The sequence below is a fragment of the Nocardia brasiliensis IFM 10847 genome (genome assembly GCF_000710915.1).
GTDB classification, from domain to species: domain Bacteria; phylum Actinomycetota; class Actinomycetes; order Mycobacteriales; family Mycobacteriaceae; genus Nocardia; species Nocardia brasiliensis_A.
The window spans coordinates 17,654-40,300 of record NZ_BAUA01000197.1 but is presented as its reverse complement, the minus strand read 5'-3'; the positions used below and the strand labels follow the sequence as shown (position 1 = coordinate 40,300).

Annotated in this window: 22 protein-coding genes and 1 pseudogene; 16 read left to right on the top strand and 7 right to left on the bottom strand. The window is 67.2% G+C overall.

Features of this window, described 5'->3' with window-relative positions:
• Window position 1: 1 nt before the first annotated feature.
• Complete coding sequence (locus tag NBRGI_RS39260) at window positions 2-1,414, bottom strand: cytochrome P450 (protein ID WP_235211263.1); 1,413 nt, start codon at window positions 1,412-1,414, stop codon at window positions 2-4.
• A gap of 174 nt (window positions 1,415-1,588) precedes the next feature.
• Between NBRGI_RS39260 and NBRGI_RS39255 the strand changes: the two genes are divergently transcribed.
• The 6 genes from NBRGI_RS39255 to NBRGI_RS39230 all read left to right on the top strand — a co-directional run bounded on the left by NBRGI_RS39255 (window position 1,589) and on the right by NBRGI_RS39230 (window position 7,433).
• Window positions 1,589-2,152 (top strand): DUF6790 family protein, encoded by a 564-nt coding sequence (locus tag NBRGI_RS39255; protein ID WP_029902810.1) that lies wholly within the window; start codon window positions 1,589-1,591, stop codon window positions 2,150-2,152.
• Between the two features lie 176 nt (window positions 2,153-2,328).
• On the top strand, window positions 2,329-2,934 hold the full coding sequence (locus NBRGI_RS45760; protein ID WP_051728378.1) for a PadR family transcriptional regulator: 606 nt from the start codon (window positions 2,329-2,331) through the stop codon (window positions 2,932-2,934).
• Window positions 2,934-4,706 (top strand): sulfatase-like hydrolase/transferase, encoded by a 1,773-nt coding sequence (locus tag NBRGI_RS39245; RefSeq protein ID WP_029902807.1) that lies wholly within the window; start codon window positions 2,934-2,936, stop codon window positions 4,704-4,706. The genes NBRGI_RS45760 and NBRGI_RS39245 overlap by 1 nt, the downstream gene beginning before the upstream one ends.
• 31 nt (window positions 4,707-4,737) lie before the next feature.
• Complete coding sequence (locus NBRGI_RS47005) at window positions 4,738-6,057, top strand: MFS transporter (RefSeq protein ID WP_051728377.1); 1,320 nt, start codon at window positions 4,738-4,740, stop codon at window positions 6,055-6,057.
• Window positions 6,054-6,962 (top strand): formylglycine-generating enzyme family protein, encoded by a 909-nt coding sequence (locus NBRGI_RS39235; RefSeq protein ID WP_036562518.1) that lies wholly within the window; start codon window positions 6,054-6,056, stop codon window positions 6,960-6,962. Before NBRGI_RS47005 ends, NBRGI_RS39235 begins: the two co-directional genes overlap by 4 nt.
• A 48-nt stretch (window positions 6,963-7,010) precedes the next feature.
• The gene (locus NBRGI_RS39230; protein WP_029902801.1) at window positions 7,011-7,433 is read left to right on the top strand and encodes a MarR family winged helix-turn-helix transcriptional regulator; all 423 of its coding nucleotides are present in this window, start codon (window positions 7,011-7,013) and stop codon (window positions 7,431-7,433) included.
• 27 nt (window positions 7,434-7,460) lie between these two features.
• Here the strand turns inward: NBRGI_RS39230 and NBRGI_RS50120 are convergent, their stop codons facing one another.
• Together NBRGI_RS50120 and NBRGI_RS50115 are read right to left on the bottom strand one after the other, a co-directional pair.
• Window positions 7,461-8,813 carry a lipase family protein gene (locus NBRGI_RS50120; protein WP_441921187.1) on the bottom strand — a complete coding sequence of 451 codons (1,353 nt, stop codon included), beginning with the start codon at window positions 8,811-8,813 and terminating at the stop codon, window positions 7,461-7,463.
• 369 nt (window positions 8,814-9,182) lie between these two features.
• Window positions 9,183-10,361, bottom strand: a pseudogene (locus NBRGI_RS50115) (MFS transporter); the annotation flags it as partial.
• A gap of 876 nt (window positions 10,362-11,237) precedes the next feature.
• Between NBRGI_RS50115 and NBRGI_RS39215 the strand changes: the two are divergent.
• A complete protein-coding gene (locus NBRGI_RS39215; RefSeq protein WP_200882285.1) occupies window positions 11,238-11,849 on the top strand; it encodes a TetR/AcrR family transcriptional regulator in 612 nt (203 codons plus the stop codon).
• Window positions 11,850-11,907: 58 nt separating this feature from the next.
• Here NBRGI_RS39215 and NBRGI_RS39210 read toward each other — a convergent pair whose 3' ends face one another.
• On the bottom strand, window positions 11,908-12,147 hold the full coding sequence (locus NBRGI_RS39210) for a serine hydrolase (RefSeq protein ID WP_029902793.1): 240 nt from the start codon (window positions 12,145-12,147) through the stop codon (window positions 11,908-11,910).
• Window positions 12,148-12,238: 91 nt separating this feature from the next.
• On the opposite strand from NBRGI_RS39210, the gene NBRGI_RS46995 reads away from it, so the two are divergent.
• From NBRGI_RS46995 to NBRGI_RS39185, 4 genes are all read left to right on the top strand, one after another.
• Window positions 12,239-12,886: a TMEM175 family protein gene (locus tag NBRGI_RS46995; protein WP_051728376.1), complete on the top strand. Its 648-nt coding sequence runs from the start codon at window positions 12,239-12,241 to the stop codon at window positions 12,884-12,886.
• A 2-nt stretch (window positions 12,887-12,888) separates the two neighbouring features.
• A complete protein-coding gene (locus NBRGI_RS39195; RefSeq protein WP_029902790.1) occupies window positions 12,889-13,305 on the top strand; it encodes a MarR family winged helix-turn-helix transcriptional regulator in 417 nt (138 codons plus the stop codon).
• Between the two features lie 92 nt (window positions 13,306-13,397).
• Window positions 13,398-13,673 (top strand): GlsB/YeaQ/YmgE family stress response membrane protein, encoded by a 276-nt coding sequence (locus NBRGI_RS39190; RefSeq protein WP_029902788.1) that lies wholly within the window; start codon window positions 13,398-13,400, stop codon window positions 13,671-13,673.
• A 110-nt stretch (window positions 13,674-13,783) separates the two neighbouring features.
• Window positions 13,784-14,482, top strand: coding sequence for a DUF899 domain-containing protein (locus NBRGI_RS39185; RefSeq protein WP_029902786.1), 699 nt, complete (start codon window positions 13,784-13,786; stop codon window positions 14,480-14,482).
• Between the two features lie 27 nt (window positions 14,483-14,509).
• Here the strand turns inward: NBRGI_RS39185 and aztD are convergent, their stop codons facing one another.
• From aztD to aztB, 3 genes are read right to left on the bottom strand one after another with little or no spacing between them, the layout of a single operon-like run.
• Window positions 14,510-15,676 carry a zinc metallochaperone AztD gene (aztD, locus tag NBRGI_RS39180; protein WP_029902784.1) on the bottom strand — a complete coding sequence of 389 codons (1,167 nt, stop codon included), beginning with the start codon at window positions 15,674-15,676 and terminating at the stop codon, window positions 14,510-14,512.
• A 27-nt stretch (window positions 15,677-15,703) separates the two neighbouring features.
• Window positions 15,704-16,591 (bottom strand): zinc ABC transporter substrate-binding protein AztC, encoded by an 888-nt coding sequence (aztC, locus tag NBRGI_RS39175; protein WP_148311132.1) that lies wholly within the window; start codon window positions 16,589-16,591, stop codon window positions 15,704-15,706.
• A gap of 32 nt (window positions 16,592-16,623) precedes the next feature.
• Entirely contained in the window at window positions 16,624-18,609 is a 1,986-nt protein-coding gene (gene aztB / locus NBRGI_RS39170) for a zinc ABC transporter permease AztB (protein WP_029902780.1), read from the bottom strand.
• Between the two features lie 47 nt (window positions 18,610-18,656).
• On the opposite strand from aztB, the gene aztA reads away from it, so the two are divergent.
• The 5 genes from aztA to NBRGI_RS39145 all read left to right on the top strand — a co-directional run bounded on the left by aztA (window position 18,657) and on the right by NBRGI_RS39145 (window position 22,608).
• A complete protein-coding gene (gene aztA / locus NBRGI_RS39165; RefSeq protein ID WP_036562517.1) occupies window positions 18,657-19,331 on the top strand; it encodes a zinc ABC transporter ATP-binding protein AztA in 675 nt (224 codons plus the stop codon).
• 62 nt (window positions 19,332-19,393) lie between these two features.
• A complete protein-coding gene (locus NBRGI_RS39160) occupies window positions 19,394-20,296 on the top strand; it encodes an alpha/beta hydrolase family esterase (protein WP_235211262.1) in 903 nt (300 codons plus the stop codon).
• Window positions 20,297-20,469: 173 nt separating this feature from the next.
• A complete protein-coding gene (locus NBRGI_RS39155) occupies window positions 20,470-20,982 on the top strand; it encodes a CAP domain-containing protein (protein WP_029902774.1) in 513 nt (170 codons plus the stop codon).
• Window positions 20,983-21,145: 163 nt separating this feature from the next.
• Window positions 21,146-21,439: a hypothetical protein gene (locus tag NBRGI_RS39150; RefSeq protein ID WP_029902772.1), complete on the top strand. Its 294-nt coding sequence runs from the start codon at window positions 21,146-21,148 to the stop codon at window positions 21,437-21,439.
• The gene (locus tag NBRGI_RS39145; RefSeq protein ID WP_029902770.1) at window positions 21,436-22,608 is read left to right on the top strand and encodes a JmjC domain-containing protein; all 1,173 of its coding nucleotides are present in this window, start codon (window positions 21,436-21,438) and stop codon (window positions 22,606-22,608) included. Before NBRGI_RS39150 ends, NBRGI_RS39145 begins: the two co-directional genes overlap by 4 nt.
• Window positions 22,609-22,647: the final 39 nt, after the last annotated feature.

Below are 22,647 nucleotides of genomic sequence, written 5' to 3'. Positions count from 1 at the left end.
CTCAGGCGGTACTGCTGGTTCGGGTGGTCTGGGACGCGCGGGCGGTGACTTTCATTCGCAATTGCCGAGGTTGGGGCACGACGGCCAGGGTGGGGCTGGTGTCGGTGCCGGGGACGGTGTGCAATTGCCATCGAGCGGCGATGGTCGCCAACGCGAGGGTGGCTTCGGCCAGGGCGAAGGTGTCGCCGATGCATTTGCGGGCGCCGGCGGCGAACGGCAGCATCGTGTCGCGCGCGGGTGGCGTGCCGCGGTCGGCGGCGAAGCGGTCCGGATCGAAACGTTCCGGGTCGGGGTACAGGTCGGCCCGATGCTGGATCAGGTACGAGCTGTAGATGACGGTGGTCCCGGCGACCAGCGAGTGCCCGCCGAGTTCGGTGTCCTCGGTCACCGTCCGAGTCTGCAGCCAGCCCGGCGGGTGCAGGCGCAGGACTTCGTCGATCACCTGGCCGGTGAACTGAAGACTCGGCAGGTCCGCACTGACCGCGGAGCGCCCGGCCAGCACCGAGTCGACCTCGGCGTGCACCCGGGCGGCGAACTCGGGGTGCTGGTCGAGCAGGATCAGCGCCCAGGCCAATGTCGCGGCACTGGTGTCGGTGCCCGCGAAGAAGAACGTGAGCACTTGATCGACGATCTCGCCTTCGGTCAGTTGCCCGCCGCCCTGACTGTCTCGGGCGAATACCAAGGCCGAGAACAGATCACCGCGATCGTCGCCCGCGGCGCGGCGCGCGGCCACCAGTTCCCCGAGGATGGCACGCGCCTCGGCCGCCGCGTCGATACAGGCCCGGTTGCCCACGATCGGCCACCGACGCATCCATTCCGGCACGATCGCGTGCCGCATCGCACCGGCGAAAACGGCTTCGACGTCGTGGAGCAGCCGTTCCTGGGTCGCCTCCGAGATCGCTTGATCGAACAGGGTCGCCGCGATCACGCGGGCGGCGAAGGTGTGCAGTTCGGCTTTCACATCGACGACCTGTCCGTCCGGCCAGGAGTCGACCAGTTCGGCGATCTTCTGGGCCATCACGGGCGTGTACCCGGTGAGGCGCTTGGCATGGAACGCTGGTTGCAGTAGCCGGCGCTGCCGTCGATGTTTCGCGTGCGGGCACGTCGCCAGGCCCTCCCCGACCAGCTCGCGCCCGCTGTCGAACAGCGGCCCGCCCTTGTCGAAGATGCGGTCCTGACGCAGGACCTGCCTGGTCAGTTCGAGATCGCAGATCACCACCGCCGTCATCGGTCCGAGTCCGATCCCGACCAGATCACCGTGCGCGGGCAGAGAAGTCATGAACCCCAACGGATCTCGCAGCAGCGGCACCAGATGCCCCAGCACCGGCAGTCGGCCCGGCGCCACCGCGATCGGCGCGGCCGCGCTCTGGCTCGTAGAGCTTTCGACCGCGGCGGCAGGCACTCGGCCCGTCATCCGGCGAATCGTCTTTACCATCCACCGATTCGGTGACCGCTCGTCCATGACCGACTCCCTACCGCGAGACCACCCACCATTGTCGGCAATCCCGAACGGCACCACTACCACCCGACGGGGTGGATTCTCATCAAGTCTTGCGTGGTTAATATTAACTATGCAAGACTCTAGGGCATGAGCACATCGACTTACCTCACGCAGACCGCCTTCCCCCTGATCTGGCCGCTCATCGCGGTCGTCGGCGCTGTCGTCCGGACTCGGCACAGCACCTCCCGTCAGGCCACGCTGGAGACCTGGCAGCGGTGGTGGGCCGTCGCGGCGCTGGGTTGCGGCAGCCTGTGGATGACGGTCGCGTTCCTGACCATCCCCGAACAGATGGCGACGTCCATCGGCTTCACCGCCACGCCGTTCCAGTTCGAAATCGCCTTCGCCAACCTCGGACTCGCCGTGATGGGCTTTCGCGCCGCGTCACCCTCGGCCACTGCCCGCGAACGCATCACCGTCGGCCTCGGTGCCGGAATGTTCCTGTGGGGCGCGCTGATCGGACACGTCTACCAGTGGTTCGCGCACGGCGACCACGCGCCGGGCAACACCGGCGGCGTCCTGGTCTGCGACCTGCTCTTCCCGGCGGTGCTGATCGCCCTCGCCCGGTACTCGCAGCGCCTGGCCGGGCCCGAAACCACAACCCGCGCAGTCGTGTTGGGCAACTCGAACGAGGTCGGCAGCCTGCGGGCATGAGCAGGACAGTCGCGATCCGCGGCGGAATCGGTGCCACCGGCATCGGGCCGCCGCCGACGCGTAGCGGCCGAGAGACGAAATCACCTTCGCAGCAAAGTCTTCCGGTAGCGCGCTCACCGACCGAGCTATATGCTTTTGCACCTAGGTGCATTCGCACCTAAGTCAGAGAGGGCGCGATGAAGCTCGAATTCCCGCTCCTGGGGCTGGTGGCAGCCCGGGCCATGAGCGGCTACGACATCAAGCGGTGGTGCGAGGTGGAAGGCAAGTTCGTCGGCCTGGACCGCCATGGCAGCCAGATCTACCGCGAACTGAACCGGATGCAGGTCGAAGGCTCGGTCGAATGGCGGACAGATCCCCGCGACGGTGGACCGGACGCGAAGATCTACACCGTCACCGACGCCGGGATGCAACGGCTGCGGCGCTGGGTGCGGTCCGCGTATGTGCCGCCGCGCCGATTCCAGGATCCGGAGTTCGCGTTCCGGCTCCGCGTGGGCATGATGCTGCGCGAACCCGGCATGCTCGACCTGGTGCGCGAAGAACTGACCGCGCGCCGGGAACAGGTGCGGCTCAACCGAAACCGCCCGTACGACACCGAGACCGACGACGACCGCGCCGAAATCGATGCCGAGGCATTGGATTTCATCGCCCACCAGATCCGGCGCCAAGGTGAGCGGCAGATCGACGAATGGATCGCGTGGCTCGAGCAGTTACAGGAGGTGATGCAGGCCCGCGCCGACGCCGCGGCGACCGAGCGCTCCGGCCGGTCGAAAGCGAGCAGCTGATGCGCGCGGTCCTGATGTTGTTCGACAGTCTCAACCGCCGGCTCCTGCCACCCTACGGCGCGGACCGGGTGCACGCCCCGCACTTCACCCGGCTAGCCGCGCGCACCGTGCGGTTCGACCACTGCTACGGCGGCTCGATGCCGTGCATGCCCGCCCGCCGGGAGATGCACACCGGCCGCCACAACTTCCTGCACCGGTCCTGGGGCCCGCTGGAGCCCTTCGATGATTCGGTGCCCGAAATGCTTTCCGCCGCTGGGATATATCCGCACCTCGTCACCGATCATCCGCACTACTGGGAAGACGGCGGAGCGACCTACCACACCCGGTTCCGCACCTTCGAGTTCTTCCGCGGGCAAGAAGGCGACGCGTGGAAGGGCCAGGTCGCCGATCCGCCGCAACCGCAGAGCCCGCGCCGCGTCCGCCACCAGCTGTGGCGACAGGATCTGGTGAACCGGCAGTACCTGACCGAACCGGACGATCACCCACAGATCAAGACCGTGCACGCCGGGCTCGAGTTCATCCGCGCCAATCACACCGAGGACGCGTGGTTCTTGCAGATCGAGTGCTTCGACCCGCACGAGCCGTACTTCTCCCACCGCGAACATAAGCGCCACTACCCTGCCCTGGGAACCCCGGGTGAGGCCCCGGCCTGGCCCGATTACAAACGGGTGGCCGAAGATTCGGAAACCGTGCAGCGCACGCGAGCCGAGTACGCCGCGCTGCTGACCATGTGCGACGTGTCGCTGGGCCGGGTTCTCGACCTCTTCGACGAGCTGAGCCTGTGGGACGACACGCTGCTCATCGTGTGCACCGACCACGGCTTCCTGCTCGGTGAACACGGCTGGTGGGGCAAGAACGTGCAGCCCTGGTACGACGAGAACATCCATACGCCGCTGTTCGTCTGGGATCCGGTGGCACGTACGCAGGCGGGCACCTGCCCGGAACTGGTGCAGACGATCGACTTCGGTCCCACGCTGCTGGACTTCTTCGGCCTGGAGCCGACCCCCGACATGCGCGGGCGGTCCCTGCTGCCGCTGCTGCGCGAACCGGTGCCGGGCGCCCACCGCACCGGCGCGCTGTTCGGCATCTTCGGCGGACACGTCAACGTCACCGACGGGCGGTATGTGTACCTGCGCGCCCCGGCCGCACCGGGCAACACGCCGCTTTTCGAGCACACCCTGATGCCCACGCACATGGCTTCCCGTTTCACCCCAGCGGAATTGGCGAACGCACAACTCGTCGACCCGCTCCCGTTCACCAAGAATGTTCCGGTGCTGCGGGTGCCCGGCTTCGCCGTCGGCGACCCGTTCACCTTCGGTACGGCCTTGTTCGATCTGGAAAGCGACCCGCACCAAGAGAATCCGCTCATAGACGACGAGCTCGAGTTGCGCATGGTCACGCTCCTGCTGGAGCTCATGCGGGCGAACGATGCGCCGGAATCCCAATTCACCCGGCTCGGCCTGCCGCTCGACGGGCCCGCTGATTCGCGGCATCTACTGGCGCGCGCCCAGATCCAGGCCTATCTGGAAGCCGTTGCCCCGCTACCGGTCCCGACGGACTTCCCTACTGGACGCCCGGGCGTGAACACACCGATCACCGATCTGCTCGCGGCCGCGAAGACCCGCGCGATCGTCGAGTCCGCGCTCGGACCGGCGGTCGCCGACATCGCCGCGCAGACCGGCTCGGCCACCCTGCTCGATTTGGCCGACTTCAGCCCGATGCTGACCAGGCGAATCCTCTTTCAGCTCGATCGGGCACTGGCCGCAAGCTGACCGGCCTTCTCCACTCCACAAGAGGCACACCATGACAGACACCGTTGTACCGGCGATCCCGGCACCCACCGCTTCGCACGTCCCGCACCGCTGGCGCAAACTCGCCCTCGTCGTCGCACCGCTCTGGGCCGACAACAACGAGTCCAGCGTGCTCAGCACCCTCGCCCCGGTCATCGTCACCGCGGTCGCCGCCCCCGCGGCGGCGGTCGGCTATCTGACCTCGATCGGGAAGTTCATCAGCGTCGTCTGCGGACCGCTGTGGGCGTGGGTGGCCCGCCGGACGAACCGCAAAGTCGCCTTTGCGATCGCCTCCGGGCTCGCCGGAATCGCAACTGCCGCAACCGGACTCGCACAGAACTACGCGCAGCTCATCGTGCTGTACGGGCTGTCGGCCGTGTTCATCGCCGCCGCACTGCCGATCGCCAGCGAGATCACCGCCGACCTGTTCGACGACGAATCCCGCGGTCGCGCCAATGGTTACACCTGGGGCGTGATCTCGCTGCTCGGCTCGCTGCTCGGGCCGCTGATCGGGCAGTTGTCACGGGTGCCCGACGGCTGGCGCTACGGGTTCTTCGCCTGGGGCGCCATCACCGTGCTGACCGCCGTGCTGCTGGCCGTGTTCTTCACCGACCCCGCCGTCGGCGCCAGCGAAACCACCGCGCCGCCCACCGACGACAATCAGATCACCTGGGCCAAAGTACGTTTGATGCTGCGGATTCCGACATTCGTGCTCATGCTGATCCAACGGCTGATCTCGGGTCACCTGCTGATCGCGAGCTTCGGCATCGTCTTCCTCGTGCACACCTACGGCTTCACCACCGCGGTCGCCGCGATCGTCACCCTGCCCTTCGGCATCGGCTACCTGTTCGGCACTTTCGGCGGCAGTCTGGCCACCGACTTCCTGCAGAACCGGCTGCCCAGGACCGGACGCGTCATCGTCCTGCAGTTCGCCCAGCTCGGTTTCGGGGCCGTCGCTCTGATCGGCACCCAGCACGACTGGGGCGGCATCGAGATCTTCGCCGGCTTCTGGGCGGTCCTGGGCTTCCTGCAGGGTCTGAACCCGGGGGTGAACCGGCCCATCGTGGCCGCGGTCGTGCCGCCCGAAATGCGCGGCGCCGCTTTCGCATTGCTGCTGTCGGTGTTCGAGGGCCTCGCCTACGCGCTGTTCAACCTCGCCGCCGGACTGCTCACCGACGTGATCGGCCTGCGCGGGGTGATGCTGTGGATCCCAGGCATTCTCATGCTCGTCAACGCCGCGTTCTGCACCCTGCTCTATCGCACCTATCCGCGTGACGTCGAACGGCAACGCGCTCTGCTGGCCGAACGGGCCCGAACCACGGCGGCCGAATGAGCCCCGCACGGCACCTGATCGAACAGGCGCACCTGCCCGGCGGCATCTTCGAGATGGGCGATCCGCACCACGACGGATTTCACGCCGACGGCGAGACGCCCGTGCACACCGTGGCACTCTCGCCGTTCACGATCGACACGACCACCGTCACCAACGCCGCGTTCAAAGCGTTCACCGGGGAGACCGGATATGTAAGTGACGCAGAAAGATTCGGCTGCTCCCCCGTGTTCCACCTCGCCTTGGCCGCCGAGCCGGGGGATCTGCTCGGCAGTGACCCGCGGGCACCGTGGTGGATCGATGTGCGGGGCGCCGATTGGCGACATCCGGAAGGACGGCATTCGAGCATCGCCGACCGTGCCGAGCACCCGGTCGTGCACGTGTCCTGGTTCGACGCCGTCGCCTACTGCGAGTGGGCCGGACGGCGCCTCCCGACCGAGGCGGAGTGGGAGTTCGCCGCCCGCGGCGGTCTGCTCGGGGCGCGCTATCCGTGGGGCGACGAGGCCCCGGGCGCCGGCGGCGAGTGGCGCGCGAATATCTGGCAGGGCACGTTCCCGACCGACAACACGCAGGAGGACGGGTACCTGACCACCGCGCCGGTGCGCTCGTACCGGCCCAACGGGTACGGGCTGTGGCAGATGGCGGGCAACGTCTGGGAGTGGTGCTCGGATCGGTTCTCCCCCAACACCTATGGCCACGACGCCCGAGCAGAGCACGTGCGCGATCCGCAAGGCGCGTCCGCCGGACAGTCACGGGTACTGCGCGGCGGCTCGTACCTCTGCCACGACAGCTACTGTTCCAGATACCGCAATGCCGCCCGCTCCTCGAACGCCCCCGATGCCACCATGGGCAACGCGGGCTTCCGCACCGCAGGCGGGGTGAGCGCACACGGCGAATGGACAGGCTAGAATTGTGACGTTAATATTAACCAGTAAAGATACTGGTAAACTCGCCCCATGGATGATGGACTCGGTGATCTACTGCATCGCGTGGTGTTCTTGCTCGGCGAAGCCACGCGGCGGCGGGTGGACAGTTCCGGCGGGTTGAGCTACAGCCAGATGCGGCTGCTCGGCACCCTCGAAGAGAACGAACCGATGACCCAGCACCAACTGGCGCAAGCGCTTTCGGTGTCCGACCCGGCGATCAGCCGGGCCCTGCGCCCGCTGGAGGCAGCCGGGCTGATCCGGATCACCCCCGACCCGGAACACGGGCGACGACGACTGGTCAGCACCACCGAAGCAGGCCGCAACGCCTTCCACACGAGCGGTAAGCCGCTCTACGACGAACTGCGCAACGGCCTGCTCGCGGCGGGCTTTCCCTACGAGCGCTACCTGCGCGACACGATCCGGCTGGCCGAGATCCTCGAGCGCGCCCGCTAGGTCCGCCCGATGGCCTGCGCGTTCTGCCTATTCTCCGATTGCCGCACCGGACAGGCCGGCTATTGCGGTGCCGACCATCGACGTCCATTGCTGCATCGTGACGGGATCCAAGGCCATCGAGCCGACATCGTGGGTTGTGCAGCCGCGATCCGCGGGGATCCGGGCGAACCTGTCGCGCAACCACAGCAGGGCTCGGGGCGTCCCGATCAATTCCATGCTTGCGTGCTCGCTGAAATGGTCACGTGTATACAGCACCCGCGCCGCAGGATCCTGGCAGTAGGTGTCGACGAGGGTATTCACCTGACCGACGGGGACCACGTAGTCCGGGTTGGACTGAAAGATGTACAGGGGTAGATCCGGCACCGTCTTGCCCATTGTGTTCTGCTCGAATACCGAGGCAGGGATCGGATCGGTCAGCAGGTCGGCCCCGCCGAGTAGACCGGATATGTCGACGAACGGCGCGACGACGACACCGTAAGTGCCGCAGAGGTTCTGCTTCGCGTTCACCAGGGTTCGGCCGAGCGGGTCGAGATGTTCGTTCAGCCAGCCGGACAATTCCGGATACTCCCGGCCTGTACCGATGATCGCGGCCAGTGCAAGACCGGAAAAGACTCTCCCACTGGCCAACTCGATTACCGGACGAAGGTCCGCGACGGTGCCCCCTTCTGCTGCGCCGAGAATGTCGAGTTCAGGGGCGTAAGTCGCATGCAGCTCCGCAGCGTGCCCGGTGGGAATCGTTCCGCCGGAGTAGCCGAACATGCCGACCCGGGTTGCCGCTCCCGATAACTCCATCGGCGCGAAGTGCTCTGCCGCGCGGATGCCGTCGAGCGTGATCCGGCCTGCCAACGGACCTGCCGCGAAGGCTGAGTCCGGTCCTTGATGGTCGGGAATGACGACGGCCCATCCCATCGCCAACGCGGCATGAGCGACCCACAGGAACTCCACCGCAGTCGCATTCTGGCCGGTGATCACGCTCGACTCCGAGCCGGACTGCACAGTGTAGGAACCCGCACACCAGCTGCCGAGAGAATCTTCTGCCATTTGAAATGACAGCAAAGGGCGATCCGCGGCCGCTCCCTGCGGCTTCAAGACCGTGGCCACCGCGGGTATCGGCTCGTTGCGGCTGTTCGTCGAGCGGAAGGACAGCTGCCACGCATCGACATTCAAGGCAACCGCCGAGAAGTTCGCCGGGTGGATCTGGCGGGCCATGATGATTTCGCCGGGGGCGAGCGCGGCGTATCGCTGCACGGCTGGTCGATAGAAGGCAGGGTCTTGCTCCGGCAACAGTGGGCGATCAGGCGCCGGCGCGACGGGCACCGGGTCCGGAGCCGCACGCACTTCCGATACCGCGAGCACCTGCGCACCGGCCAACGCGACCACCGCCAGCAAGACGGCACCGCGAAGCTGTTTTGCACGGGGACCGAATCCCCTACCGGCGCACCGAGAGACGATGGCCAACAGGAACAGCACGACGATTCCGCATGCGGCGAGCAGGGCCGAGGTGGCCAGAATTGCCCCCATGCCGTCGGCGCTGGCCTGACGACCAGCGATGACCAGCGGATCGACCAGCGTGCGTGGCATACGAGACACGGCGGCTGCTGAGTCGACCGATCCGCCCGCTGCCAGCACATCGACGGCTCCGCGAGCGAGTTGGTCCGGAATCTGCGGGTACGCGCGCAGGGATTCCTCGGCGCTGGATCTGACCGTCGAACCGAAGACCGCGCCGAGGGTCGCGACACCGAGAGCGGTACCGATCTGCCGCGCGGTCGAGGCCACGCCGCTGGTCATGCCGGGCCGCACATTGGCAGCGACGCGAAGCGCGGCTTCCGACGTGGTCGGCACGATGATGCCGAGCGCGATACCGGCGCAGATGAGCGCCGGCACGAAATGGGTCCAAGTGTCATCGGCGGTAACATGAATGGCCGATGCGGTACCGCCCGCGATCGCGGCCAGTCCGAGTGCGTACCAGAGCATGTTGGGCAAGAACCGTTGCAACGCAGACACGATCGGCGCCGTGATCAACGCGCCCGCCGACATCGGCACCAGCGCCAAACCGGTGTGGATGGCCGACATATGTAGCGTGTTCACGAAATACAGCGCGAGATAGTTTCCAGCCGCGGTGACGGTGGCGAAGGCGATCAACCCGGGTACGCAGATCGCGGCGAACTCCGGTCGTGCGATCAGCCGCAGGTCGACCATCGGGTCCGGCGTGCGCAACTCGACGAAGACGAACAACAGCGACGCCGCCGCGACGACAGCGAACAGCGTAATCGTCTTGGTGTCGGACCATCCCCATCCGTTGCCGTTCACCAGCGCCAGGACGGCGGCCAGCAACGCCACGGTCGCGAGCACGGTACCCGTGATGTCGAGGGAAAATGCCTGTGTGTCTTTGCTGTTCGGGATCCGCCGAGCCAGTACGAGAGCAATCGCCCCGATGGGAAGATTGATCAGGAAGATCCATCGCCAGTCCAGGTATTCGACCAGGACGCCGCCGACGACCGGGCCCGACGCCGTTGCCAGGCCCATGACAGCGCCGTAGATACCGATCGCCTTGGCACGTCCGGCGGCCGCGGGAAAGGCCGCCGAGATCAACGGCAGCGCGAGCCCCATCATCGCGGCGGCGCCGCAGCCCTGCACCGCACGTAACACGTTGAGCATCAGGATATTCGGCGCCAACGCACAAGCGCCCGAGGCCACGGTGAAGACAGCGAGGCCGGCCAGAAAGAAGGTCTTGCGGCCATATCGGTCTCCGGCGACCGCGATCGTCAGCAGCAGGACCGCGATGGGCACCGTGTAGGCGTCGACAATCCATTGCAGCGCAGATAGATCCGCGTCGTAGTCCCGCTGGATGTCCGGCAGCGCGACCGCGACGATCGAGACATCGAGCAGCAGCATGAACAGGGCAATACAGACCGTCGTCAGTGTCACCGCAGGCGCGCGCCCACGCTCGACCGGCGTCCGAGTTTCGAGTGGATGGATTCCGTGCACGGATAACTCCTTCTGGCAGACGCCACCCGCCGCACCGACGGAAGGTCGGCACCGAGCGATATGGCTACTCACCCGCGACAGGTGCCGATGGGATGCCGATATGTGGACGACGCCCACATTAGCGACCACGACCAGCCCTGGCAAGACTTAGATGTAGACACAGCCCACATAGCGTTGCCCACTTAAACGGCAGCTCAGATGCCATAAATCGAGCTTTAAGGGCTGATATGACCGCCTTGAATGTAGGCATTGACCACAGCGGTGGTCAATGCCTACATTGATGCCATGTTTCGCGAAATCAGTCTTGCCCGCTACCCCGACACAGCAGCAACGGGCGCGCCGACATGAGCGCCACAACGTCCGCCGCTCACCTCGACATCGGGGCGGGTCGCCAGTCGATCGCAGCACGGCACAGTCGAGCGAGGACGGGACGAAAGACTCTCGATCTACATGTCATCGCCCGCTTGGCGGCCGACTGCGCGGTCGCCGACCTCTACAGTGACGAAATATTCTACTGCACAACCGATCACGCGTCCGACACCCCCGCGATGTGCGGATGGTCGGACACCGTGTGCACGCACCCCGGGAGCCCGATCTCGCTCATCGCTCTCGACCACGCACTCGGCGCAAGGGGCTACATACGTACCAGCCTTTGGCGCCCGCATATCACATCCGCGAACGTACTGCGATACTTCGCGACCGCTACGGTCGCGACCAGCGGCCCCGCCTGAGCCACCCGCGAGTCCCGGGAAGCCGCAGTGGCCGACGCGAAAGTCGAGCATGTGGCTAATGACCACATTATGCTACTGTTTCGCCGTGTGCGCCGACCGCCCTTACCATCACGGTGACCTGCGGAATCGCCTGCTCGAACGCGCCGAGCAGGCGCTGCGCGAGCATGATGTCGAACAACTGTCCCTCCGCGGGCTTGCTCGCGACGTAGGGGTGACGCATAACGCACCCAGCCGCCATTTCGCGGACAAGCAGGCCCTCCTCGATGCCTTGGCGGTGAAAGGGTTCCAGCGAATCGGCGACACGTTCGACGGTCTCGCCGCCGCAGCGGCCCCGTTGCCGTTCGAGGGCCGCTTCCGCCTGATGGCACGTACTTATCTCGATTTCGCTTTAGCGAACCCCGCGCTGCTCACCTTGATGTTCGCACGCAAGCACAGCCTCGAGTCCAGTGTCGAAATCGGCACGGCCGTGGCGAGCGCGTTCGCGGTGCCGATGGCCCTCACGATGGACGCGCAGAAGCGAGGCGAGATCATCGATGGCGAGCCCTTGCGGATCGGCTTGACCGTTGCGATAGCCCTCCAGGGCCTGGCGAGCTTCGTCGTCGCGGGAATTGTTGCCACCGACGCGATCGATGACCTTCTGGAGGAAACGGTGACCAACCTGACCCGCGGCCTGCGCCCGCGATCAGGTACCGAATGACAGTGCACGAAACCCGTTCGGCCTCAACGCGTATCAACACAGCAGCGCCGGCGCGTGGTCAGGATTGAGATTTGGTGGGGACGCCGGCACAGAGGGCCGTTTCGAGGGCGGTACGGATGGGAACGGTGGTGTCATCGAGGCCGAGCGGCGCAATGATGCGCTGTTCGACCGCTGCTCGGGGAGCCTGGCCGGTGACCTGCTCGATGATCATCCCCGCCAGTACGTAGTTCGTGTTCGAGTACGACCAGTCCGATCTCGGCGGGAACAGGGGCGGATGAGCCAAGCCGATACGCACCATTTCCAGCGGACCTCCGTCTTGCCCTGTTAATATTAACTATGCAAGACTAAGGCGCGGGCACGTATACAACTGGGAACCGAAGGGCAGGACTATGGAGGAGCAGAGGGACGCGGGCGTCCTCGAGGCTGGGTGGCCGCCGCATCGGATCGGCGCCTTCGTCGACGCCGTACTCGCCATCGCGATCACCCTGTTGGCGATCGAGTTGGAGCGGCCGAAGCACGATGACGTGACCGACGCCGCCGCGCTGGCCGACTTCCTCTGGCACGAGCGGTCCTCGTTCGTGGCGCTGCTGCTGGCGTTCTGCCTGCTGTGGTCGGTGTGGCGGCGTCACCATGTGCTCATCTACCAGGCGGAACGGGTCGATCGGTACACCCTGGCCGCGCACGCGCCGATGCTGCTGTTCGCGACGCTGCTGCCGTTCGTCACCGCGGTGTTCGGCGGCGCTCCCGGCAACCAGCTCGCCGTCTGCATGTTCGCGGGCGTGGCCGCGGCACTGTTCGCCAGTGAGGCGGTGGTGAAGGAGATCGCGGCCCGCAAGGCCGTGCTGGCCGAGCAGATCACCGCCGCCGACCTCCGCGTGAACGCGGACGGATCATACGCCGTGGCAACGACTTTCGCCGTCACCGCCGCTCTGGCGTGGCTCACCTCCGACGTGTGGGTGGTGTGGCTTTTCGCGCCGCTCGCCGCCGCCTTCGGTGGCCGCGTCATCAGCCGGTTCCGCGGCCTGACCCGGTCGTGAACATGGACGACGGACTCGCGGACCTGCTGCACCGCGTCGCAGGTTTGGTCGACAAAGCGACACGACGACGCATGGACGACTGTGGGTTGAGTCACCGCCAACTGCGGCTGCTCACGACGTTGCAGGACATCGAGCCGGCGACCCAGCATCGGCTCGCGCAAGCGCTGGCGGTGTCCGATCCGGCGATCAGCCGAGCGCTGCGCCCACTGGAAAAGGCCGGCCTCGTGCGGGTCGACATCGACCCCGCGCACAAACGACGACGCCTGGTCAGCACTACCGAAACGGGCCGCGAGACCGTCCACGCCACCCGCAACCCCTATGCCGCCGAACTGGACGCCGACTTTCCCTACGAGAGCTACCTGCACGACACCGCCGCGCTGGCCGAATTCCTCGAACCGGCCCGTCGGCAGACCGACTGAAGATCGGTGGTTGACGGCGAACATGCGGGGTATGTCCAGCGACGAACGCGGCCCGCGCACCGAGGCCGCTGGACACGAAAGGGACGTTCGCAATGCTCGGACTCGGCATCATCGGTTGGATCATCATCGGCGGACTGGCGGGCTGGATCGCCAGCAAATTCATGAAGACCGACGCACAGCAGGGCATCCTGCTGAACATCGTGGTCGGCGTCGTCGGTGGCCTGCTCGGCGGCTTCCTGCTCAAGCTGCTCGGGGTCGACGTCGAAGGCGGCGGCCTGTGGTTCAGCTTCTTCACCTGCCTCGGCGGCGCGGTGATCCTGCTGTTCCTGGTCGGGCTCGTCACCGGCCGCCGCAGCGCTATGCGCTGACCACACCACAACTCACACCGAGGGCAGCCACATCAGGTGCGCTGCCCTCGGTGCGTCCACACCCCCGCCCCGAAGCGATGAATTTCACAGCCGTATCCGGTCTACACATCATGACTGAAAAGACCACCGCCTTGCCTCCCATCGTCGACCGGCAGACCTGGCAGGCCGCGCTCGATGACCTGCGGGCGCGGGAGAAGGCCGCCACTCGTGAACTCGACGCCATCGCCGCGCAGCGCCGCCGCCTGCCGATGGTCGCACTCCCGGACTACACGCTGATCGGCCCGGACGGCCCGATCCGGCTGGTCGACGTATTCGACGGGCGCTCCCAGCTCATCGTCTACAACCACATGTGGTCCGACGGCGCACAATGGCAGTGCGGCGGCTGCACCGGGCTCACCTCGCAGTACGTCCGCCTGGATCTGCTGGACAACTACGACGCGCGCTTCGTCGTCGTCACCAACGGACCCATCGAAGAAGCGCTGGCCTACAAGACCAAGGTCGGCAACCAGATGGACTGGTACTCCTGCTCGGAGAGCTCGTTCGGCGCCGACGTGGACGCACCGCCCGGCGGGGGCTTCGGGGTGAACGTCTTCCTGCGCGACGGCGACAAGGTTTTCCGCACCTGGCACACCAACGGCCGCGGCACCGAACAGCTCAGCTACACCTTCGCGCTGGTCGACATCCTGCCGTGGGGCCGCCAGGAGGAATGGCAGGATTCCCCGGACGGCTGGCCCCAGTCGCCCACCTACTCCAAGTGGCTCGACTCCCCCGATGTCGCGCGGCTCTACGGACCGAACCGAGACGTTTAGCGCGGCAACGCGCAAGTCTGCGCCGGGTCAGTGGCCGACGACTCCGCTCAGTTCGTTCGGGGCGGCGGGCAGCGTCACGGTGGCCGCCACCGCACCGGTGGCGAGATCGACTCGATGGACCTGTTTGGTCGCCGGGTCCGAGACGTAGGCCATGCCGTCGCGGGCAAACAGGGCGGGCCGCGCCTCCTGCCACTTCAGTGGTTCCTGCCAGGGCGAAAGCACCGGGATCGACCGGGTGACGGTGCCCGCGACGGGATCGATGACGTGCAGCCGGCCGTCGGTGCCGAGGACCAGCGCCTCGCCGAGCGGTCCGCGAGCCAGGGACCGGAAGGTGTAGCTGGTGCCGAGGTCGACCAGCCGCAATGTGCCCGACACCGTATCGATGAGCGAAACCTGTTGCGGCCGCTCGAGTTCGGCGTCCTTGTCCTGCTTGTAGTCGGCGAGCACGATCGGCGAGAGATCGCTGCCCGCGGCGTTGCCGATCCGGCCGTACGGGGTGGGACTGGCAACCTTGGTGAAAGCGCCGTTGCGGAACACGAGAGCGCCCGTCTGGCAACCGATCACGACCGCCTCGTCCTTGGCGGCCGCCTCACCGTGCACACCGGGGCAGTCCTCGTTGCGCGCGATTTCCTTGCGCTGCTTGTCCAATGCCACGGCGCCGACCCGCTTCTCCTCGGTACCGAGGGTGACGACCAGGTCCTTGTTCGCCAGTTCCACCGCCACCCCGTGATGCGGTGCGGCGGCGCGATACCCCTCAGTGGCCGGCTTGCCGCCGCCGAGCGCGGCGGGGTCGAAGGTGGTGACCTCGCCGCTGCCGTCGGCGAACAGCACGGTGCGGCCCGCGTGCCGCACGACGTGTCCCGGCTTGGCGGCGGGGAATTCGGTCCCGGTGAACTCGGCGGTCACCGCGTCGAACACCCGGAATCCGTCTTTGACCGACACCAGCAGATGCCGGTTGTTCCCGGCCGGGTTGAGCCGGTTGAATCCCTCCAGGCGCGTCTCACCGGTCTTCGCCAGCGTTGTCGCGTCCAGGACGTAGATGCCGCCGTCGAATGTGACCGCGATCGGCTCGGCGCCCGGCGCAGGCGCCGCGGCGTTCTTCGAATCAGCTGTGCCGCAACCGCTCACCGCGACGAGCGCGGCGACGATGCCGGACAGGGCGACCGGCTTGGCGGCGCGTGACCATATATGCATTGCTACTCCGTGTTTCTCGTGAAAAGGTCAGGCTGTCGGCGCGGCGAGGCCGCGTACGATGGCCGCGGTGTTGGCGCGGGTCATCTCGAGGAAAGTGCCGGCGCCGCCGCCGGGTTCGGTCAACGACTCGGTGTGCAGCGCGATCACCTGCACGTGCACACCGGCGTGCTCGGCCAGTACCCGGGCCAGCTTGTCCGGCTGCGACGAGTCGGCGAAGATCGCGCCGACGCCCGCCGTGCGGACGGCATTGGCCAGTGCGCTGAGATCCGAGGAACTCGGCGAGGCGAGGGTGGTGCCGGAGGGGATCACCGCGCCGACCACCTGGAAGCCGAAACGCTGTGCGAGATAACCGAAGACGTGATGGTTGGTGACCAACTTGCGACGTTCGGCGGGGAGGCCGGCGAACTGTTCGGTGACCCACTGATCGAGCCGGTCGAGCTCGGCGAGATAGCGATCGGTGTTCGCGCGGATCGCCGCCGCGTCCACTCGGTCGACGTGCGCGAGGACCGCCGCGGAGATCGCCGACACCGCCGCGCGCACCCGCTTGGGGTCGGTCCAGAAGTGTGGGTCGGGTCGGCCCGCGGATTCGTCCGAGGTGTAGCTGATCGGGTCGACGTGCTCGCCGACGGCCAGGGCCGGGACGCCTGCGCTCTGCGCCGCAGCCACATGCCGCGCGACCCCTTCCTCGAGGCCGAGGCCGTTGTGCACCACCAATGCGGCCCGATCGAGTTTCGCGGCCTGCTGTGCAGAGACCGCGAACGAGTGCGGGTCGGCGTTCGGCGGCATCAGCACGGTCACCTCGGCGGCGTCGCCGGCGACGGCTCGGGTGAGATCCCCCAGGATGTTGGTGGTGACCACTATCCCGGTACGGTCACCGCCACCCCCGGTGCACGCGGCGACCAGGGGCAGGGTCATCGACAACGTAATGAGAAGTCGTATAAGAGTTTTCATTCGCCCGCCGCCACCATATGAGCCGGGGCCAGGCCGACACCGAGGGTGCGGGCCAGGCGCAGATTGTCGTTGTAGGCGATCTCGAAGACCTGACGCCGGGGCGCGTCGTTGAGGTAGGCCCGGTTGGTGTCGACCAGAATCACCGGGGCGGGGGCGTCCGGCGCGAGCGGCTCGAGCAAGGCGACCCGGTTTGTCTCCCTGCCGGTTTCGGCATCGATACCGTGCAGCACACCGTCGGGAGTCAGTGCCAGGATCGCCGCGCCCTCCCCTGCCGTGTTCACGGCGACGACCGGGCCGATCGGGGCCAGTGTCCATCGCCGCTTCCGCACGTCGAGCAGCCAGAGGCCCTGCTGCCCGGCGGGTGCGGTGAGCGTCGCGCTACCCGGACGATGGGTGAACGCCGTGGCCCGCGCACCGGCGTCCTGCGGGTAGCGGATCTTCTCACCGACGAACTCGCCGCCTTGCCGCGTCACGACGAGAGCACCGTCGGCACAACCGAATACGACACCGCGGCGGGTCACCGATTGCCCGCGCGGGTCCGGGCACGGTTCGGCGATCGCGCCGACCGCGGCGTTGTCGCGGGTGCGGACCTGCACCCCGGAACCCGTGGCCACCAGCAGATGCTCGGCATAGGGCAGCGCGGCGCCGTCGGCGATCCGGACCCGCTCGACGATCGAGCCTTGATCGAGCGCGGCGCGATCGAGCACCAGCGTCGCGCCACCGTCGAGCTGCAACGCGGCCACCGCGGGATCGCTGTGTGCGGCGCTCACCTGTCCGTCGATCGTACCGACGTCGCGGATCGGAGCGCGGTAGTAATGCACGTGATCACCGTGGTCGACCAGCCAACTGCCGCTGTCCACGATGCGCGTCGAATTCGCCGCGCTCACATAGCCGTAGCGCCCGTCACCGGCGATAGCGCGCACGCCCGCCGACTCAGCCACATCCACCACCTTCTCGGTGGTGAGATCCAGGACCTGGATCGCACCCGTGCTCCGGTCGGCGAGAACCAGCCGCGACTGCGGCTCGGCCGTCTCCTCGGCGCCGGCCACGTAACCGTGCGGCGTTTCGACCGCGGCCGGTGACTCCGTGGCTGTCGCGCACCCGGCCAGCGGAAGCACGGCCAACGCGCTCGCGGTCGCCGCAGCCGTGCGAACACCTTTGCCGCGCAATCGGTCACGGAGCGAAGCCGCCAGCGCGGACAGAAAGAACAGTCCCACCGCCACGGCGGCGATAGTGGCCCCGCCCGCCGTGCCCGCGTGCCAGGAGATCAGCAGCCCCGTCACCGTGGCGATCCCGCCGAGCACCGCGGCCAGTGCCATCACCGTCGGAATCCGGTCGGCCCAGTAGGTCGCGGCCGCCGGGGGCGCGATGAGCAGCCCGAAAACCAGCAAGGTGCCGACGATGTGGAACGACGCCACGATGGCCAGCGTCACCAAGCCCACCAACGTCACGTGCGCGAGCCGCGGCCGCAATCCGAGGGTGTGCGCGGTGCGCGCATCGAACGTCGACGCGACGAACGCGCGATGACCGAGCACGGCGAGCAGACCCGCGAGTGCCAATGCCACCACGAGATACACCAGATCCGTTGTGCGCACGGCGAATACGTCACCGAACAGGAACCCTGTCAGATCCGCCGCGAACGACCGCGACCGCGACACGATGACCACGCCCGCCGCGAGCATGCCGACGAACAGCAATCCGATGCCGGTATCCGCCGACAGCCGCCGATTACGGCCCAACGCCGAGACACCCAAAGCCATTGCGAGACAACTGATCGCCGCACCGATCAGCAGATTCCCGCCGACCAGCGACGCCACCGCGACGCCGGGCAGCATGCCGTGCGCCATCGCATCCCCCAGAAAGGCCATGCCGCGCACGACGACCCACGTGCCTGCCAGGGCGCAGATACCCGAGACGAGCAGGCCGCTCCAGAGCGCCCGTTGCACAAAAGCCACCTCGAACGGGGCGAACAGCCAATCCATGGGACATACAGTAGAATGAAAATGATTGTCATTACAAGTGAGGTGTGATGTCCCCTACCCCCGATCCCGTCGCGATCCGGCTGTCCGGTCTGTTCGCGGGCTATCGCGGCCGTGCCGTCCTGCACGACGTGACCGCCGAGATTCCCCTGGGCAAGGTCACCGCCCTGGTCGGGCCGAACGGTTCCGGGAAGTCGACCCTGCTCGCGGTCCTCGCCGGAGTGCTCGCCCCGACCGCGGGGACGGTCTCGCACACCTACCGGCACCGGCCCGCGTTCGTGGTGCAGCACACCAGCGTGCCGCCGACGCTGCCGATCACCGTGCGCCAGACGGTGGCCATGGGACGGTGGGCGCATCGGGGTCCGTGGCGGCGGTTGACCCGCGCCGATCGTGACCTCGTCGACACCTGCCTCGACCGGCTCGACCTCGCCGAACTGGCAGCCCGCAGACTGGACGACCTTTCCGGCGGCCAACGTCAGCGCGTGCTGCTGGCCCGCGCGCTCGCCCAGGAAGCCGAGATGCTCCTACTCGACGAACCGGCCGCCGGATTGGATTCGGCTACCCAGCAGGAGATCTCACGCATCCTGCGCGAGATCAGCGCCGCCGGCGTAACCGTGCTGCAGGCCACCCACGACGCCGCGGAAGCCGCCCGCGCGGACCACCACCTGCACCTGCGCGCCGGCGTCGTGGTGACCGAGGAGGCGCGACACCGCGCGACGGGCTGACCATCAGCGCGAGGTAGGCACAACCGACCACGCGGAAAACCATTTCGTGACATAGTGATTCGATGAGTCGGCTTCAGTTGTTGGCCGTCGTGGGCATGCTCGTATGCGCGGTCGGCAGCGCGGCATGCACGAGCTCGCAGACACCGCGCACCGAGCCGACCACGCCCGCTACTTCCGTCGCGCCGCCGTCCGAACCGGTGGCGGCGGGCCAGGATCACACCGTACAACTCGAATTCGGCGGCAAGTCGCGCAGTTACGTGGTGCACACCCCACCGGGTCACGACGGGCTCGCCGCGCTACCGCTCGTCGTCGTCATGCATTCCTTCCCCGGCGAGCCCGCGCAGATCGCGCGGGTCAGTCAGTGGAACGCCAAGGCGGACAAGGAGAAAGCGCTCGTCGTCTACCCGGCCGGCTACTCCTCGGCATACAACGCCCTGGTCTGCTGCGGCAGCGAAGACGACGTCGGCTTTCTCCGGACCGTTGTCGCCGAGCTGATCGGCACGTGGAAAGCCGACCCGAAACGGGTCTACGCTACCGGCTTGTCCAACGGTGGTGACATGTCCTACAAACTCGCGGTCGAACTGCCGGACACTTTCGCCGCCATCGCGCCGGTGAGCGGCGGCTTCATCGGGCCCAAGGCCGCCGACCCGAGCTACACCCCGAGCACACCGGTGTCGACGATCACTTTCCTCGGCGGCAAGGATCGATACTTCGAACAGTTCCAGGCCGGAATCACCCGATGGCAGGAGAACCGCGCTTGTACGCCGGGTGCACCGGAAACCCTGACCGAAGCCATCACGCGCACGAAAGCCACCTGCCGCGACGGCAGCGATGTGCACGTCTACCGGCTCCCCGGGATGGGACACGAGTGGCCCGGCGGCGGAGAGGGCGCCATGTCCGATCCGACGGCCGGACTCAGCGCAACCGACCTTGCCTGGGAATTCTTCGCCGCCCACACCCGGTGAACGGTCCGCTCGCCGCTACGCGTCCGTGGGTTCGAGCTGAGCGAGGTCCGCTCTGGCAGTACCCGCCACGTCCGGGCAACCGCTCGCACGTAGCCGGGATGGAACCGCCGATCGTGGAATCGAGTAGTGCTCTACTCGCGTGACCTGCGATTATCCGGCGGACGATCGGGGGTATGAAGTATCGAATCATTACCGCGCTGGGGTTGGCGGCCGCCTCCAGCGTTGTGCTCACCGCTTGCCCGGGCACCTCCAGTGTGCCGGGCACGAACCTGCTCGATCTGATCAATCAGAAGCGGGCGGCGCACAGCTGCAACCCGGTGTCGGGTGACGACCAGCTGCGCGTCGCGGCCGAACGTCACGCCGTCGATATCCGCGAGCATCCGGACCATTACGGCCCGCCCGGCACCGATCCGCCGCGCAACGATATCCACACCGGCACCGACAATTCCGACGGCGGCGCACGCATCGCCGCGGCCGGCTACGCACCGTTGATCCGCTGGGGTGAAATCATCTATTGGGCCGGCGGACCGCCCGGAAACACCCCGCAGGCCACCATCGACTGGTGGATGCAAAGCGACGACCATCGAGAGCAGATCGAAACCTGCGAATACACCCACGCGGGCATCGGACTGCTGTACCCCGGCGGCACCAAGTGGATCGCGGTGGTGAACTTCGCCTCCCACTAGCGCCCACCGAGCGAACCACACCGGCGCTGCCGCGAAACGCCGCAGTGTAGCCCGGCACCGTTCCCGATCGCCCGGGAAACTTTCCCGAATCTTCCCGAATTACCTTGGCACGCTCAGGAAGTCGCGGCCGATAGCCTGCCCATAGCCGAGGAAAGGGAAGCTCATGGCCGTGATGGACAATCCGGAAGTTCCACCCGCGATCCACGTGCGCGTGGAACAGGATGCCGAGCAGAACTACTCGGCCCGCCCGATCGGCGAGGTGTCGGTGACGATCTCCGCCGGGCTCGCCGACGATTTCCTCAACCGTCCCGCGGGACTCGTCAGCAGCGGTCCCGGCGCGGATGACGACTCGCCGGACGTTGTCGCGGACGAGGACTCGATCGCCTCCGCGGGACTGGTGGACGAATTCGTCAACCGCCCGGCAGAACTCGTCATCCAGGCGCGGGACGACGCATGACCGCCGCCTCGGCCGGGTTCGGCTTCGCCGACTGGTTCGCGCCGCTCACGCTGCCGGAGTTCAACCGCGACGTGCTCGGCCGCCGGACGCTGGTGACCCCGCCGCGTCCCGAACTGGCAGAGCGGCTCAGCCAGGCGCTCGATATCCGAACCGCGCAGGACCTTTTCGACAAACGAGTCCGGCAGGTCTCGGCATGGTTCCCGCGCCTCGACGGCGCGATCAGCTCGGCGATCATCCAGCCCGACACCGCCAAACGCTTCTACGACGCCGGAACGACCCTGTTCTATCAGGAGGTCGCCGAGTTCGACCCGTTCGCCCGCGAAGCGGCGGCCGCGTTCGGCGTCTCCGCCAAATCGGCGAAATGCCAACTGTTCTGCAACCGTCCCGGCGCGGTGACCGCCGTGCATTTCGATCCGATCGACGTGGTCACCGTGCAGCTGAGCGGCCGTAAAACGTGGCGCGTCGCGCCGAATTCGTTCGCACCGGCGCCGTTGGAAGGGTGGTCGACGAAGGAGTCGGTACCGCCGGTGCTGCGCCTCTACGCCGACGGACCGCGCCCCAACGCCATTCCCGACGACGCGACCGAGTTCGTCCTCGAACCCGGTGCGGTACTGCATGTTCCGCGCGGCTACTGGCACGAGACCGCCTCCGATCAGGATTCGATCTCCCTGCACATCCTCCTGATCCCACCGCTGCGTCTGGATTTCCTGCTCGCCGCGCTGCGCAACGAGTTGCTGCGTGACCGGTACTGGCGTGAATCGGCGTACGACTGCGGCGGATCCGACTGGCTGGGCCCCGCGCGAGACGCCTTCGCGACCGCGGTCGACCGGATCGATATCGCGGATCTCACCCGGGCGCCGCTCCCCGACCACCCCGTACAGCTCGGCACGAGCTTTGTGCGGGCCGGTCAATCGTGCCTGAGTATCGAGTCGGCAGACGCGGCTGGCGCGCGAATAGCGTTGACCGCCTTCGGTTTCAGCGAGACGACCACCTCGACGACCAGCGTCGACCGACGACTGCTGCCGCCCTGCCGCTGGCTGAACACTCTCGAAACCGGCACCAGGGTCGACGTCGCCGACCTCGTCGCCGCCTTCCCCGAACTGCCCAAACCCGACGCCTGCGACCTGCTCGCGCTCTTCGAACGAACAAGACTCCTCCGGAGATGCTGAGCAGCAACCTATCTGCCGCCGAGCACGGCCCGGAACCTG